Annotated in this window: 13 protein-coding genes; 10 read left to right on the forward strand and 3 right to left on the reverse strand. The window is 45.1% G+C overall.

What is annotated here, in order from left to right:
* The 8 genes from HY877_01800 to HY877_01835 all read left to right on the forward strand — a co-directional run.
* The coding region (locus tag HY877_01800) for a thrombospondin type 3 repeat-containing protein (protein MBI5299016.1) at positions 1 to 2,286 on the forward strand (2,286 nt) is incomplete at its 5' end.
* 31 nt (positions 2,287 to 2,317) lie between these two features.
* Complete coding sequence (gene xerC, locus HY877_01805; GenBank protein MBI5299017.1) at positions 2,318 to 3,223, forward strand: tyrosine recombinase XerC; 906 nt, start codon at positions 2,318 to 2,320, stop codon at positions 3,221 to 3,223.
* A 47-nt stretch (positions 3,224 to 3,270) separates the two neighbouring features.
* A complete protein-coding gene (gene argF, locus HY877_01810; GenBank protein ID MBI5299018.1) occupies positions 3,271 to 4,194 on the forward strand; it encodes an ornithine carbamoyltransferase in 924 nt (307 codons plus the stop codon).
* Positions 4,191 to 5,489, forward strand: coding sequence for an adenylosuccinate synthase (locus HY877_01815; protein MBI5299019.1), 1,299 nt, complete (start codon positions 4,191 to 4,193; stop codon positions 5,487 to 5,489). The genes argF and HY877_01815 overlap by 4 nt, the downstream gene beginning before the upstream one ends.
* Positions 5,486 to 6,136 carry a TetR/AcrR family transcriptional regulator gene (locus HY877_01820; protein ID MBI5299020.1) on the forward strand — a complete coding sequence of 217 codons (651 nt, stop codon included), beginning with the start codon at positions 5,486 to 5,488 and terminating at the stop codon, positions 6,134 to 6,136. Before HY877_01815 ends, HY877_01820 begins: the two co-directional genes overlap by 4 nt.
* 79 nt (positions 6,137 to 6,215) lie before the next feature.
* Positions 6,216 to 7,472 carry an aminotransferase class I/II-fold pyridoxal phosphate-dependent enzyme gene (locus tag HY877_01825; GenBank protein ID MBI5299021.1) on the forward strand — a complete coding sequence of 419 codons (1,257 nt, stop codon included), beginning with the start codon at positions 6,216 to 6,218 and terminating at the stop codon, positions 7,470 to 7,472.
* Positions 7,469 to 8,599 (forward strand): N-acetyltransferase, encoded by a 1,131-nt coding sequence (locus HY877_01830; protein MBI5299022.1) that lies wholly within the window; start codon positions 7,469 to 7,471, stop codon positions 8,597 to 8,599. The genes HY877_01825 and HY877_01830 overlap by 4 nt, the downstream gene beginning before the upstream one ends.
* Positions 8,596 to 9,573: an NAD-dependent epimerase/dehydratase family protein gene (locus HY877_01835; GenBank protein ID MBI5299023.1), complete on the forward strand. Its 978-nt coding sequence runs from the start codon at positions 8,596 to 8,598 to the stop codon at positions 9,571 to 9,573. The genes HY877_01830 and HY877_01835 overlap by 4 nt, the downstream gene beginning before the upstream one ends.
* A 183-nt stretch (positions 9,574 to 9,756) precedes the next feature.
* Here HY877_01835 and HY877_01840 read toward each other — a convergent pair whose 3' ends face one another.
* On the reverse strand, positions 9,757 to 10,710 hold the full coding sequence (locus HY877_01840) for a sulfurtransferase (protein MBI5299024.1): 954 nt from the start codon (positions 10,708 to 10,710) through the stop codon (positions 9,757 to 9,759).
* 81 nt (positions 10,711 to 10,791) lie between these two features.
* On the opposite strand from HY877_01840, the gene HY877_01845 reads away from it, so the two are divergent.
* Positions 10,792 to 11,448: an FHA domain-containing protein gene (locus HY877_01845; protein MBI5299025.1), complete on the forward strand. Its 657-nt coding sequence runs from the start codon at positions 10,792 to 10,794 to the stop codon at positions 11,446 to 11,448.
* A 66-nt stretch (positions 11,449 to 11,514) separates the two neighbouring features.
* Positions 11,515 to 12,597, forward strand: coding sequence for an EscU/YscU/HrcU family type III secretion system export apparatus switch protein (locus tag HY877_01850; GenBank protein MBI5299026.1), 1,083 nt, complete (start codon positions 11,515 to 11,517; stop codon positions 12,595 to 12,597).
* Positions 12,598 to 12,611: 14 nt separating this feature from the next.
* Here the strand turns inward: HY877_01850 and HY877_01855 are convergent, their stop codons facing one another.
* Complete coding sequence (locus tag HY877_01855; GenBank protein ID MBI5299027.1) at positions 12,612 to 14,024, reverse strand: ATP-binding protein; 1,413 nt, start codon at positions 14,022 to 14,024, stop codon at positions 12,612 to 12,614.
* Positions 14,025 to 14,092: 68 nt separating this feature from the next.
* Positions 14,093 to 15,493, reverse strand: a complete 1,401-nt coding sequence (locus tag HY877_01860) for an ATP-binding protein (GenBank protein MBI5299028.1) — start codon at positions 15,491 to 15,493, stop codon at positions 14,093 to 14,095.
* Positions 15,494 to 15,594 lie beyond the last annotated feature (101 nt).

Genomic DNA, 15,594 nt, shown 5'->3' on the forward strand with positions numbered 1-15,594 from the left:
AATGCCATTACCAAAACAAAAATCGAAAATTTCAATAATGGAGTGAAGATAGATAGAACCGATATAGCTCCTGTCTATATCAGTCAGGCCAATTTTTTAAAAATGAGAGGAAAGCCTATTGACTATTTTTCTGGTGCAACGGGTTCCCCCAAAGATGTTCGCGCCGCTTTTGTAGATGTCTCCACCTTTGCCTTGACCGGAACCATGGCCGCGAGTCCACTCGCCTTCAATGGAATGGAAGTTTATACTGTGACAACAACCAATTCCCTCACAGATTATAAATATAAGACGACCCTTTTTTCCAACGATTTTATTTCAAGAGATCCTGTGTCAACAAATCTTGGCGAAAATGAAAAGCGTTTCGTTCATGTTTTTGATATTCCCGGAGACCAGATCAATCCAACACAAAAAATTGCGTTGGTTGCCACAAGGAGAGTGTTTATTTTCCTCAATACTTCAGAAATGTCTACAATCTATGATGGAAGCAACCCGGTTGCGGGAGATATCGAGTGTGCCAAGAAAGACTGGTTTTGGTGGTCTTATGATCGCACTACTGGAACTAGTGTTTATAGAGGATGGGATGTTGATTACGACGGCGATGGAATTGCCAACTCTTGCACACAAGCCACTTGCACCGACCCGAAAGTGGCGGAAGATTTAAATAAAGATTGTGCCGTGCAGGCCAATGAAAGTGATCCGACCAACTGGCAGAGCCAATATGATTTTGATTGCGATGGTATTTCGGATCATCTGGTAGCCGGAAGAAAAGATAATTGTATGAATATTTTGAAACCCGACGGGACACAATACACACAAGCTACGCGCGCGGCGGCTCCTGCTTGCAGTTCTTTTTCCAATCTGGATTTCAAATCTTATAATCCCGCGCAGACGGATACGGATGGCGATCATATCGGAGACGTTTGTGAAACAGATGCGGATGGGGACAATGCGAATGACGGCGTGGATAATTGCCCACTCGTGGCCAACCCCGATCAACGAGACAGCGACGGCGATGGTCAAGGAGACGCCTGTCAGCAAATGCCAAACCCGCCCGCGAATGCAACACCGGCTGATGCCGATGGAGACGGCACTTCCACATTGCGAGATAATTGCCCTTTCACTTATAATCCCGATCAAAAAGACACCGATCAGGATGGTGTTGGAGATGCCTGCGATCCAGACATTGATAACGACGGCCTTACCAACGCGGAAGAAGTTGAAGCCGGCACCCTTTCCGATAATCCCGATACCGATGGAGACGGAATTTGTGATGGCACGGGCATGGGCTTTAATGGTCTTTGTATCCGCCCCAGAGATAATTGTCCTCTGGTTACCAATCGTGATCAAAAAGATCAGGACGAAGATGGAATTGGAGATGCCTGTGATGCGGCCCCCACTGTTTATTTGGGAGATACCGATTCAGATGGCGATGGTTTCAGAGATAACTTTGATAATTGTCCATTAACCAAAAATCCCTCCCAGAATGACAACGATCATGATGGTCTCGGAGATCCGTGTGATTCCGATGATGATAACGATGGATTGGATGATGCTACTGAAAGCGGTATCTTTGATCTGCATTTGAAAGACGATCCGGCGCACCAAAACCGCCTATTTGCCGATGTGGATGGCAATGGCTCTGTGGATTGGGTTGATGTGTGTATGAATTCTGCCAATCTGTCGGGAGGACCGGATATGGACGGCGATGGCATAGGAGATGCCTGCGATCTGGATGATGACAACGATGATGGACATGAAACGGTGGATACCTGTCAGGATTATCTTATTGCACAACGTGGTGTTCAAATTGTAGCTGTTGGGGCCAGCGTTGGCAGAGCAACGCGCACTTGTGATTATGACGAGAGTGCGCAATTAGGATTGGCGCCATGGGACCCGGACAGCGATCATAAAGAGGGCGATATTTTTCAAAAGGCTGATGGTTTTTGCGATGGAGCAGGGAATGGTTATGGTTCCGTAGGCGGACCCAACAGCTGTACACCGAGTGATGTTTGTCCTTTATTCTATAATCCGACACAACAGGGATGTGCACCACCGGATCTACCTAGACCGGGCGGGTCCGACACACAACAAGACGGTGGAGGTGGCGGCGGAGGTGGCGGTGGAGGTGGTGGAGGAGGTGGGCCTCCAGGAACAGAGCCAGTTCACATCCAAGGTGGCTGTCAGTTGGTCCAAAACGGAGCATCGGATATTCTTGGAGATATTTTCCTTCTGATCCTTGGTTTTTGCCTCCTTCTTTTTTCGCGTCGTTCTCGTGTAAGTTGTTGATACCTCTTCCCGAAAATGGTAATGTGTCCCTGTGCAACAGAGTATCGACCAATTTTACAGTCATCTTCAAGCCGAAAAACACGCCTCTCCCCACACACTTAAAAACTATTTGGGCGATTTGAAACAGTTCTCTCAATTTCTTCAAAAACGTTTTCCCGAAGCCGTCCAAGACGGTCCCGATGGACTCCAAAAAATCGACACGAACATTTTGAGGGCTTTTTTAAATGATCTTTTTCAGAATCATACCGCCACATCGGTTGCCCGTAAGCTGTCCACATTGAAAAGTTTTTTTGATTATGCCCTTCGCCAAAAATGGATCGCCATGAACATGGCGAAGACAATTCAGGCCCCAAAAATTCCTAAAAAAATTCCGCGTTTTTTAACTGTCGACGAAGTCTTTCTCCTTTTGGCGGCTCCAAAGGGGGTTTCCATTTTGGAATTGCGCGATAAGGCGATTTTGGAACTTTTCTACGCCTCCGGTTTGCGTTTGAGCGAACTGGTTGCATTGAATACAACCAGTCTTGATTTGGAACAGGGACTCGTTCGCGTTTTGGGAAAAGGAAATAAAGAGCGCATGCTTCCGATGGGAAAACAAGCCATATTAAGTCTCAAAAATTATTTGGAAAAAAGAGAATTAGTCCTTCACGGCAAAACAGACAGCGGTGCTCTCTTTTTAAATAAATCGGGGGCAAGACTTTCTGCAAGAGCGGTGGAAAGACTTTTGGAGAAATATCTGAAACTGACGGGAATTCAAAAAAAGGTAACGCCTCACGTCTTGCGCCACACTTTCGCAACTCATCTTCTAAATGCCGGCGCCGATATGCGCGGCATTCAGGAATTGCTTGGTCACGCGAGTCTCTCCACCACCCAGCGCTACACACATGTAGAACTGGACAAACTCATGGAAGTGTACGATAAATCCCACCCGAAAGCCTGAAATACGGACCATGGACAATGGACTATGGACCATGGACACTGGACCTTATGACCAGACACTTTTTGTCTCTTTTTGATTTTGATTGCGGCGAAATAGAGACACTTCTTCAAAGAGCCATCACACTAAAAGCAGAATGCAAGTCCGGAGTTTTTCACAAACCGCTTGCCAATAAAACATTGGGACTTCTTTTTGAAAAAACTTCCACACGGACTTATGTTTCTTTCGATATCGCGATGTTTCAACTCGGTGGTCACACCGTTTCTTTGACTCAGGGACATTCCCAGTTGAGTCGCGGCGAAACGGTGGAAGACACCGCGCGTGTTTTGTCCCGTTATGTTCAGGGAATTGTGATGCGCACTTATGAACATAAACGTCTTCAAAATTTTGCCGAATGCTCTCGCATTCCCGTTATCAATGGATTGACGGATTTGCTTCACCCGTGTCAGGTTTTGGCCGATTTGATGACCCTCGTGGAAAATAAAAAAACGCTTCAAAATCTCAAGGTGGGTTGGTTTGGTGACGGCAATAATATGGCCAACACATGGATAGAAGCCGCGATGATTCTGGGTTTTTCGCTGACTCTTGCCTGTCCCAAAGGGTATGATCCGGATGGTTTCTTGATGGAGAAAGCCACGTCTGGACAGTATAAAAATATCCGGCTAACAAGAGACCCCTTTGAGGCGGCGTTTGAAGCCGATGCGATCAATACCGATACATGGATTAGTATGGGGCAGGAGGGAAAACAGGAAATTCAAAAAAAACAAAAAATGAAACCGTATCAGGTCAATGAAAATTTGCTGAAGAGTGCCAAAAAAGATTGCATCGTATTGCATTGCCTTCCGGCCCATCGCGGAGAAGAAATTACAGATGACGTGATGGACGGACCAAAATCGAAAGTCTGGGATGAAGCGGAAAACAGACTTCATGTTCAAAAAGCTATATTGGAAAAATTATTGGGCACTTCGCTATGAAACAAAATCTCGTTGTCATCGGTTTGCAGTGGGGAGATGAGGGAAAAGGAAAGATCATTGATCTTTTAACCCCTCAGGTGGACGGAGTCGTTCGCTGTCAGGGAGGAAACAACGCGGGTCACACCATCGTCATTCAAGACCAGAAAAGAGTTTTGCATCTCATTCCCTCTGGTGTGCTCCACCAAAAATGTCTTTGCATTGTGGGCGAGGGCGTTGTCATTGACCCTTGTGTTTTGATCGACGAAATTGAAGGAATCAAAGCCGCCGGTTACCTGAAAAATCCCGAACAACTGAACATCAGCGAAAACGCGCATGTGATTTTTCCGTATCATGTGCGTATCGATCAAGTGCGTGAAGAGAAAAAAGGAGCGAAAGCCATTGGTACAACGGGCCGCGGTATTGGTCCCTGCTACGAAGACAAAGTCGCAAGGCGCGGCATTCGGATGGGCGATCTTATCGACCCTGAGATATTGGAGTCCTGTCTGGAAGATGTGCTCCCAGAAAAAAATGCCTATCTTGAGAAGGTGCTTGATTCAAAAAGTTTCACAAAAGCGGAAATTTTTGAGAGTTACGAAACTTATGGGAATTATCTCAAACACTATGTGAAAAACACCAACAGTCTTTTGCAACAAAAGTTGGGAGAGGGACGCTCTTTTCTTTTTGAAGGGGCGCAAGGAGTTGGTTTGGATATCGATCACGGGACTTATCCTTTTGTCACTTCTTCCAATACGGTGGCTTCCGGTTTGGCCACGGGTGCGGGTGTTCCGCCAAAGCTTGTCAATACGGTGCTTGGCGTGGTTAAGGCCTATACAACGCGTGTGGGTTACGGTCCTTTCCCAACAGAATTGCATGACGAAGTGGGTGAGCATTTGCAAACGCGGGGACATGAATTTGGTGCCACCACCGGAAGAAAACGCCGTTGCGGATGGCTCGATCTGGTTTGGTTGAAATATGTGGTGTGGTTGAATGGAGTGGATTCACTGGCCCTCACCAAGCTGGATGTTTTGTCGAATCTGGATCGCATTAAAATAGCGGTGAGTTACAAGTTAAATGGAACGGAGATCAAAGCACCACCAACACGTTTGAACGATTGGGAAAATCTGGTGCCGGTCTATGAGGAATTTGAAGGTTGGAAAGAAAATTTGGAACACATGACGCATTTGGAAGGCTTGCCAAAGGCATGTCAGAAATTTTTGAAAAAAATTGAAACGTTTATCGGTGTTCCCATTTCTCTTATTTCGCTGGGAGCAGAACGAAGCGCCAATATCATTTTGAAAAAAATTCTGGAGGGATGATGGGAATCTCCGAAAGAAAAGGTCGCGAAAAAAAACAACGCAAAGAACAGATTCTGGAAGCGGCCCGAAATCTTTTTCAGGAACGGGGTTTTTTGAATGTGACCATGGGGGATATTGCCGAAACTGCGGAACTCTCCATCGGTACTCTTTATCTTTATTTCAAAAACAAAGATGACATTTACGGGGGACTTGCCTGTCTGGGTTCCCAAAAGTTTGATACTCTGCTGGACGAAGCCTTGCACCGAAAGAAGAAATTATCCCACAAAGACCTCGTCTCCTTCATCCAAAAATTCATGTTGGTTTATGCCGATTACGGTTGTTACTTCGACATTCTCATGTTCAATTTTAAGGGAAAAGGAAACATCAATTTGTCGGATGGATACGCCAGCACACTTCGGGAAATTACCCAGTCTTCCATGGCCAAGTCGGTTGCCTATTTTTCCGCACAACTCAAGAAAGACCGAAAAGACAAAACGGAAGTGGCCCGCGCGGCAACGCTTGTTATTTGGGCACTGCTTTTGGGACTCACACAAATTCTGAATGTGGGTCGCACCGAAATTTTGAATGAAGAAGATGTCCAACGCATTATCAACAAAGCCGCCCATCTTTTGAAGAATGTTCCTCCTGAACTGAGTTTAAGTTCCTGAACATCGTTCATAAAAAAAACAAAATTCATTAACGATTTCAACTTGATGCGAGGTGGTATAGACGTGTACAAGTACCCACATGGATATATTTCAAAAGTGTTTTGATTTTCAGGATGCCAAATTTGTGAAAGCCTCGGGCCTTTATCCCTTCTTCCGACCCATTGAAAATTCTTCCGGGTCAACGGTTTTTTATGACGGCAAACCCGTCGTCATGATCGGTTCCAATAATTATCTGGGACTCACCCATGACCCGCGCGTGCAGAAAAAAGCTCAAGAGGCCATTGATCGTTTTGGGACCGGTTGTACCGGTTCCCGTTTTTTAAATGGGAATACCGTGTTGCACGATCTTCTCGAAGAAAAATTAATAAAATTGGTTGGCAAAGAAGCGGGACTCGTTTTCACCACGGGTTTTCTGACAAACCTCGGGACCGTTGCCTGTCTTGTGGGTCCCGATGATTTTATTTTGTCCGATGCTGAAAATCACGCCTCCATTATTGAAGGATGCCGGTTGAGCAAAGCGACTGTTGTTACCTATCGCCATAACGACATGCTCGATTTGCGCGCAAAACTAAAAACCATTCCCGCGGATAAAGGTCGTCTGATTGTTACCGATGGTGTTTTTTCCATGACAGGAGAAATTGTGGATCTTCCGGGTTTGGTGGAAGTCAAAAAAGATTTTCCCGATGTCCGACTTTTTCTTGATGACGCCCACGGTTTGGGTGTTCTGGGGCCTAAAGGGGAGGGGACAGCAAACTATTTTGGTTTGACCGATGAGGTTGATCTCATCATGGGAACTTTTTCAAAATCGTTTGCCTCGATCGGCGGTTTTCTGGCCGGCAATCCCGATGTCATTGATTATGTCCGTCACAAAGCCCGCTCTTTCATGTTTTCCGCGGCAATGCCGCCTTCTGCAGTGGCGACGGTTCTAGCCTGTCTTGAAATTCTGGAAAAAGAACCGCAAAGACTGGAAGGCCTGAAAAAAAATATTCAATATATTTTGAAGGGTTTTGAAGAAATTGGACTGGCTTTTATTCCTTCGCAAACTCCCATCATTTCTGTTTTTGTCGGTGATGAAGGAAAGGCTTTCAAACTGGTGCAGGATCTTTTCCAAAGCGGTGTTTTTGCCACACCGGTTGTCTTTCCCGCGGTTCCCTTTGGTCAGGCTATCATCCGCACTTCCTATATGGCCACGCACACAAAAGAGGAACTCGATTTGGTTTTGGAGACCTTTGCCAAACTGGGACCCCGATATGGCATCCTCAAAGACCAAATTGAAATCCCAAAAGAATTGACTCATCAGGGAGAAACCTATAGCTTCGCCGCCCTGAACACATGAGTTCCATCCAGATCAAACGCGTAGACAACAAAAAAGATCTGAAAACCTTCATCCGGTTTCCGCACAGCATTTACCGGAATGATCCGCATTGGGTGTCTCCGCTGGAATTTGAACGCCATCAATTTTTTGATCGCAAAAAAAATCCGTTTTTTCGTCACGGAGAAGCCCAACTTTTTTTGGCTTTGAAAAATGAAGAAGTGGTTGGACGTATTTCGGCCCAACTGCATCCATCTCACTTGGAACGCCACAAAGACGAGAGCGGTTTTTTTGGTTTTTTCGAATCGATTAACGACAAGGAAACAGCAGAAGCTTTGGTGAATGCGGCTGAAGAGTGGCTGGGCGCGCGCGGTTTGAAAAAAATCCGGGGGCCTTTTAATTTCACGATGTATGACAATGAAACCGGCATTCTCATTGATGGTTACGAGTCCCCTCCCTACATTATGATGGGGCACAATCCCCCTTATTACGTGCCTTTGCTGGAATCGGTGGGTTTCAAAAAAGCGACGGACACTTTTGCGTGGCATTATAAAATTGGTGAAATTCCCTCACCTGCGTTCCAGCTTGCAGAAGCCACGCGCCAATATCCCGGGCTCACATTTCGCTCCATTGACATGAAAAATTTTGACCGTGATCTTCACACGATGATTACGCTTTTCAATGAAGCATGGGCACAAAATTGGGGTTTTGTGCCGGCGACCGAAGAAGAGATCCACTACATTGCCAAATCCATGAAACCCATTGTCGATCCTGAAATGGCTTTTTTTGCTTTTGTGAACGATGATCCTGCGGCGTTCAGTATTTGTCTGCCCAATATTAATGAAGCGATTCATGATTTGCGCGGCAAACTTTTTCCGTTTGGCTGGGCCAAGTTGTTGTGGCGACTGAAGAGGAGATTAAAGTCGGTGCGACTTTGCCTGATGGGAATCCGGAAACCCTATCGCGGCTCCGCTTTGGGGGCATTGAGTGTTTTGATGAATGTGGAGATGCATCGTCGCGGCATCTTGCGTGGTTATAAAACGGCGGAACTCGGTTGGACTCTTGAAGACAACGAGCGGATCAACATGGGCATTGAATTTATGGGCGGAAAAAAATACAAGACGTACAGAATTTATGAGAAGGAAATATGAAAGCTTTTGTTACCGGCGCCTCCGGATTTCTGGGTTCTCATTTGGTCGATGCTCTTTTGCAAAAGGGACACGAAGTGACCTGTCTTGTGCGTCCCACCAGTGATTTACGTTGGCTCAAAAACAAAAAAATTCGATTGGTGCACGGAGATCTTCTTCCCGATAACGCGGGACTCAAAGAAGGACTGCGAAATACCGACTGGTGTTTTCATATTGCAGGACTTGTCAGTAGTGCGGACCCGAGACAATATTTTCAGGTCAACTCGGGCGGCACCCGCTTATGTCTCGATGCTTGTTTGAAAGTGGCCCCCCAGCTTCAAAGATTTGTTTTGATTTCCAGCATGGCGGCGATCGGACCTTCTGCCAACGGCTCTCTGCTTGATGAAACAAGCAGTCCGCATCCCATCAGCCTTTACGGTCAAAGCAAACTGGAAGGGGAGCGCATTGCGCTCAGTTATAAAATCCGATTGCCGCTCACTGTTTTGCGTCCTCCCGCCATTTATGGTGCGCGCGATGTGATGCTCTATCCCGTTTTCAAAATGGCCAAGAAAGGATATTTTATTTATCCGGCGGGAAAGCCCCAGTCAATCTGCATGGCCTACGTTGAAGATGTGGTGCGGGCTTGCCTGTGGGGAGCTCAATCGGAAAAAGCAAAAGGGGAGGTTTATTTTATCGCTGATGATGATCTTTATCAGTGGCAAGATGTGGCTGATACGCTGGCCCACATTTTTTATCGTAAAATTTCCAAAATTCCCGTGCCGAAAATAATTCTGTGGCCCATAGCGGCCGTCGAAGAAGCCCGCGCGAAATGTTTTCATCAATCGCCGCGCATTCACCGTGGACATGTAAAACAATTTTTTTCCTCGTGGGGAATCAGCATCGAAAAAATCAAACAGGCGGGATTTGTTCCGCGCTTCAATCTGGAAGCCGGCATGGAAGCAACCGTAGCCGGCTACCGCCAACTGGGATGGCTTTAGGGCACCTCCAAAAACCTATGAAAATCACAATTTGTCATTCCTCGCTGTGCTTCGAATTCAATTTGTTATCAAGTAGATCCTTCACGGAGTTTACCCTGAGCACGAGCAGATTCTTCGCTCCGCTCAGAATGACAATGATGGCGAAGGGTTCAGGATGACAAGCGGGGTTTTTAGAGGTGCCCTTTAGGGTCTTTCAACGGGAAGATTTGGGTCTGCGCTCCAGTCGCTCCATGAGCCTTCATATAATTTCGCGTCTTTGCCGATCATCTTGAGTGCGAAGATATTGTTGCAGGCAGTGACTCCGGAACCACAATAACAAATAATTTCTTTTGCCTGACAGGCGCCAAGCGTCTTGAATTTTTCCTTGAGTTCTTCCAAAGATTTAAATTCTTTATTGGGTTGAGTAACATTTTCCGCGAAGGGGGCATTCTTAGCACCCGGAATGTGGCCTGCCTGTTGATCAAGCGGTTCTATTATAGGGGCAGGCAAAGCCCCCTCCACCGGCAAAGCCGGCGGAGCCTCCCCCTCACGTTCGCTTTGCTCACTGGGTAGATTCCTCTCATGCAAGCCCACAGAGTACCGCGCGCTTGCGCGTTGGTGAATTTCGCCGCGGTAACGTTCCGGAGCTCTCGCATCGAGCAATAGACAATCTTTATTTTCCAGATTTCTTTGCACCTCTTCTTTGGAGACAATCCAGTCTGTGTGCGGCACTGCTTTGAAAGAACGCGGTTTGAAATGCGGCACCACTTTTGTGACCTCATTATTTTCGGCAATCCATTTCAACCAGCCGCCATTTAAAATAAAAACTTTTTCGTGGCCGAAATAACGGAGCAACCACCAAAGTCTTGCAGACCAAGCTCCGCCCATGTCGTCATAGGCAATGACGGTTGTGTCTTGATCCACTCCGGCGTTGGACATGGTTGTTGAAAAGTCGATGGCTTTGGGAAGAGGGTGACGACCCGGACCCTGTTTGCCTGAAAGATCATGATCCACATCAAGATGAATGGCGCCGGGAATATGACCTTCAAGGTAAAGTGCTTTTCCGGCAGACGGTTTTCCCAAAACATAGCGGCAATCAATGATTCGCAAATCGGGTTTGTTGAGATATTGAGCCAGCCAATGAGCATCTGTGAGCATTATGTGTCATCATTAACGCAAAAGAGGAGTCTTTTTCAAGGAACAATTCCAATATTTTTATAATTCTGATAAATAGACTTCATGGCTTTCATAGAAATTCTAAATGGTCCACAGGCGGGTGAAAAAGTGGTGATTGCCCATGAAACTTTTTTTCTTGGGCGGGACGCCAACAATCACCTTGTTTTGACCGAGAGAACCGTTTCCAGAAAGCATGCCGTCATCAACAAGGTTGATGGAGATTTCACCATCAACGATTTGAAGAGTTTAAAGGGTCTTTTGATCAATGGAGAAAAGAAGGAAGAAGCCACTCTGCAAGACGGAGACGAGATTGCCTTGGGTGGAGTGAGGCTTCGGTTTTATGCTCAGGATACAGTGCCTGAAACCGTCTCGGAACCCGTCAAAAATAGGAAGGGACTTTATTATTTTCTTTTTTTTGTTTTGTTTTGTCTGCTCGCAGGGGGAGTGTACCTGTTTTTTTCTTGGAAAAAAGAATCTCCAAAATCTGTTCAAAACCAACAAAAATCTCTCACATCAGCGCTTGATGAGTTTACGGCCAAGGAAGAAAATATCGATCAACTCATTTCCGCTCACTATTTAAAAGGCGTGGAATTGTTCAATGCAAAGCGCGATATAGAGGGGGCAAAAAAAGAATGGGAGGAGGTTTTAAGGCTTGATCCCCAACGTAAAACCCTTTTCGCGCAAAAAGCGGCTAAATTATTGGAAAAGTTGGGGAAATAATAGCAACTTTGGGGTAGGTTTATGCCGATAATATATAAGTGGGGTTGTGAATAATGAAGGAACAGCATGGCTGACGAATCTTCATCTCAAGAGAAAACCGAGGACGCGACGCCTAAGCGCCTCCGTGAAGCCCACAAAAAGGGACAAGTCCCCCGTTCCAAAGATCTGAATACCGTGGTGATTCTGGTGCTGGCGTTTGCTCTTCTGTCCTTCATGATGACTTTTTTCTACGAGGAGTTTCACAAACTCATTTTAGGTAGTATCGATTTGATCTCCCAAAAATCAATCAGTCCAGAACAGACGATCCAATTCCTGCACACCGCATTTTTTACTTTGGTAAAAACGCTTCTTCCGTATGTGCTGATTATAGGAGTGGTAGCCGCCGCGGCCGGTTTTTTTCAAACGGGCCCTGTTTTTTCCACGGAACCGCTGAAGCCTCAGGCCAAACGTCTCAACATGGTTGAGAATATCAAAAACATGTTCAAGGTAACCACGTTTGTTGAGCTCCTCAAAAATATCGCCAAAGTAACGCTTGTTCTCTACATGGCCTATGTTGTCATCAAACAAAATCTGGCACAAATTCTCATGACGACAACGACAGACCTGACCGTCTCCACACATATTGCCGGTGAAGTCCTATCGAGTTTTCTGATGCGTGTCTTTGCCCTTTTTGTCATCATCGCCATCATCGATGTGATGGTCCAGCGCTGGCAGTTTAAAAAACAACTTCGTATGTCGAAAGAAGAGGTGAAGAGGGAATACAAACAGGATGAGGGAGACCCGCTCATCAAGAGCATTCGGAAACAGTTGCATCAGGAATTGGCGATGGGAGATGTGAAAAAGCAAGTTGCCGCGTCCGATGTGGTTGTCACCAACCCGACCCACTTAGCCATCGCGATAAAATATGATGAAAAGGAAATGATGGCGCCGCAAATTATGGCAAAAGGACAACGTCTTTTTGCCGAGAAGATCCGCGAAATTGCTGAGACAGAAAATATCCCCATCATTCAAAATGTGCCGTTGGCGTGGTCTCTCATAGAACTGGAAATCGGTGCGGAAATTCCCGAGGAACTCTATCAAGCGATAGCGGAAGTCCTCATCGTCATCTACCGCATGCGGGATCAGAAAGAAAAGCAACTCAACGCTTGAGCCCTTATCCCGTTTTACTGCGAATAGGCGCCAAGTTTTCCGGCTAGATATAGCGGGAGATTAATAATGCGGTCCGATTTGGAATAGGGCTTGGCCGACAACTTGATTGCCATGTGTGGTGAGTACCGGACAAAAAATTGCTGAAGACTTTTTGCCCTTGTTCTGAGTCCGGATTTAACTTCGACGGGGATGATCGACCCATCCATATAGATCAAAAATTCGATTTCAGAATTTTGTTCCGTCCATGAATAAATTTCCGGCATGCCGCCGGCTAAAAATTCCTGCGCGACAAAATTCTCCGCCAAGTATCCCTTGGTGATGCCATAATCCTGCTCCAGTATTGATTTAACCGGAAGGTTGAGCATGGCTCCAAGGAGGCCAATATCGAAAAGAAATAATTTAAACAGGTTGTTTTTGCAGAAAGCCTTCAAGGGAATCTCGGCCCTGTTGCAAATGGGAACCTTGATTATAAGACCAGCAGTGTTTAACCATTCAATAGGACCTTGTAATTGTGAAAAACTTCTTTTTCCGGGAATGACATGACCAAAATAATACCTTTTTGTTGAGGCATCAATTTGTGCCGACAGTTGCATGGGAATATTTTCAAAAACAGAAACGATATGGATGGAATTATTTTTTCCGGAATGTTTGGCAAAATCTTTGCTGAAACTGTCCACCAAATTTTTTTGAACTTTTCTTACCTCATCAAAGGCTTTGAGTCTGTCGGATTTGTTGGCAATATAGGTCAAAACGGCCTGAGGCATTCCGCCTACAACATAATAATTCAAAAGTTCCTGCCACAATTTCTCATGGGCCATTTCTGCGACGGGTTTATCAAGGGTTGCACCATCATACGCATCCACAAGCAGGTGGTTTTCGTTTGCCACAAGAAATTCTCTGAAGTTCATTGGGGTGAGATGCAAAAAATCAGTCTTTCCAACCGGAAAAGATTCCTCTGATAATTTTATTCCAAGGAGCGAACCGGCAGAAATGACAGAAAGAAGAGGCATCTCCTCACAAAAATATTTAAGCGATGTGAGGGCCTTTGGGCACTCCTGGATTTCATCAAAAAACACGAGGTCGTTTTGAACATCTATCGGAGTCTGATGAACATAAGAAAGTTCTTCGAGGATTCTTTTGGGATCCAGATTTTTATCAAACAACTTGTGGATTTCCCTGTTTTCTTCAAAGTTGAATGTGTGACATTTTCTAAAATTATTCTTTCCAAATTCACTAATAATAAAGGTCTTGCCTACCTGTCTCGCCCCTTTGAGAACAAGTGGTTTTTTGGAGGGCGAATCTGCCCATTCCTTCAGTTTTTTTGAGATTTCCCGCTTCATAATATCGGGGGGAACGACTCGCCCCTTCGGGGCTCCTTCCCCCCGCACCCCTTTCATTCGCACCGGCAAAGCCGGATGCTCATTCACTGGAGCCTATATTGCCTAAAAACGGTACTTTTTGCAATGAAAAAGTATCATATATTATACTTTTAGTTTCAAGTTGTGAGTGCCGCCAGAAGGGGTATCGGGACTACATCCAAATGATCGAATTTGCCGACCTCGTATCCCGCATAACCTATGATACCATTCTTGTATTTGAGGATTTGTTTGAGATCCTTTTTTTGCAGAACAACCGAATTTTTAATTTCTATGGGTAAAAATTTCTTGTTCTTGACAATCGCAATATCAACCTCCCCCTCCGCCTTGATATAATAACTTTCCCAAGTACGGTTAAAAAGGGAAGCGATTATTCCTTCAATTAGGGAATTTTTCAAATCGCTCGAAGGTTCAAGTGTTGTTTTTGCCAGCGCAAAAAAATCATTTTCGTTTTTTATATAGCCGTGCAGTGCATGAAAAATAAATGGATCGGAAAAGCAGACTTTCTTTGCCTTTTTAGGAGCGGGGAGCATTTTATCCTCCCTTAAGGCCTGAAAAATTTTGACCACATCCATTCTGCTAAGGAGTTCAATATAATCGGCGATTGTTTTGTGATGCTCAATAGCCACATCATTTACCAGATTGGTCCATGTAATCTGTTTCCCAATTCTTGAAAGCAGTACAGAAATAATTTCTTTTAAATAGGATTCCTGTTTGCCCCGCTTTAATATGTCGCCGACGATCCATTGAATATAAGTGTTATAGGTTGCAGGAAGAATTTTTGTTTGCGCCGCGTAGTCGTTAATTGCCGGCATATAGCCGCCGCTTTGCATATATTCTTCGAATAAAGGGAATAAGGAGAGTATTTGGTCGCTGTCCAGACGGATGTTTTTGATTCCAAAAAATTGATCGAAATTTGCTCCGATGTTATCGAGTGTAGCTCCAAGTGTGCTATTTTTTAGAGAGACAAATTCCCTAAATGACAGGGGATACAAATGGAAATCGACTTTTGACGATTTTCCCCGCCTTCCGGGAAACATCATTGTGGCTTCCTTCAAAAGAAGCGAGTCCGAACCGGTAATAATGACAGCGGCATTGTTAAAAAGACCTGCGTCTGCAAAACTCTTTATTGCGCGTTCCCACTCTCGGACGTAGGTAACCTCGTCCAGCAATAAAAGAAAATAATCACTCTTGTTGGTCGACTCATAAAAGTTGTTAATCTCAAATATAAGTTGTTTGAAATCGGTTATCGTATCGCATGGCAAATAGTATATTTGCTTGGCCACAATTTGCTTTCGTTCGAGTAGCTTCTTTATGATCAACTTAAGAAGCGTCGATTTCCCGACCTGACGCCCGCCCGTGAGCATATAGATTCCCGGAAACAAAACCGGTATATCCGTTTCAAGACTTGATTTATGAATGTACTTAAGGCCCTTCAGTTTTTTCAAATGGGGATCATTCGTTTCGAAACTTTCAAATCCTTCCCAGAAAAGGTTGTGGATCAGGAAATCACTCTTCATATCCAAATCCTATGTTATTTTCTGAATTTGGTCAATGGCTATTATCTAAATTTAGATAATATATACTATCCAAATAAAAAACAAGGTGGAGCGCATGAAAA

It is taken from the genome of Deltaproteobacteria bacterium, assembly GCA_016213065.1.
Taxonomy (GTDB): domain Bacteria; phylum UBA10199; class UBA10199; order SPLOWO2-01-44-7; family SPLOWO2-01-44-7; genus JACRBV01.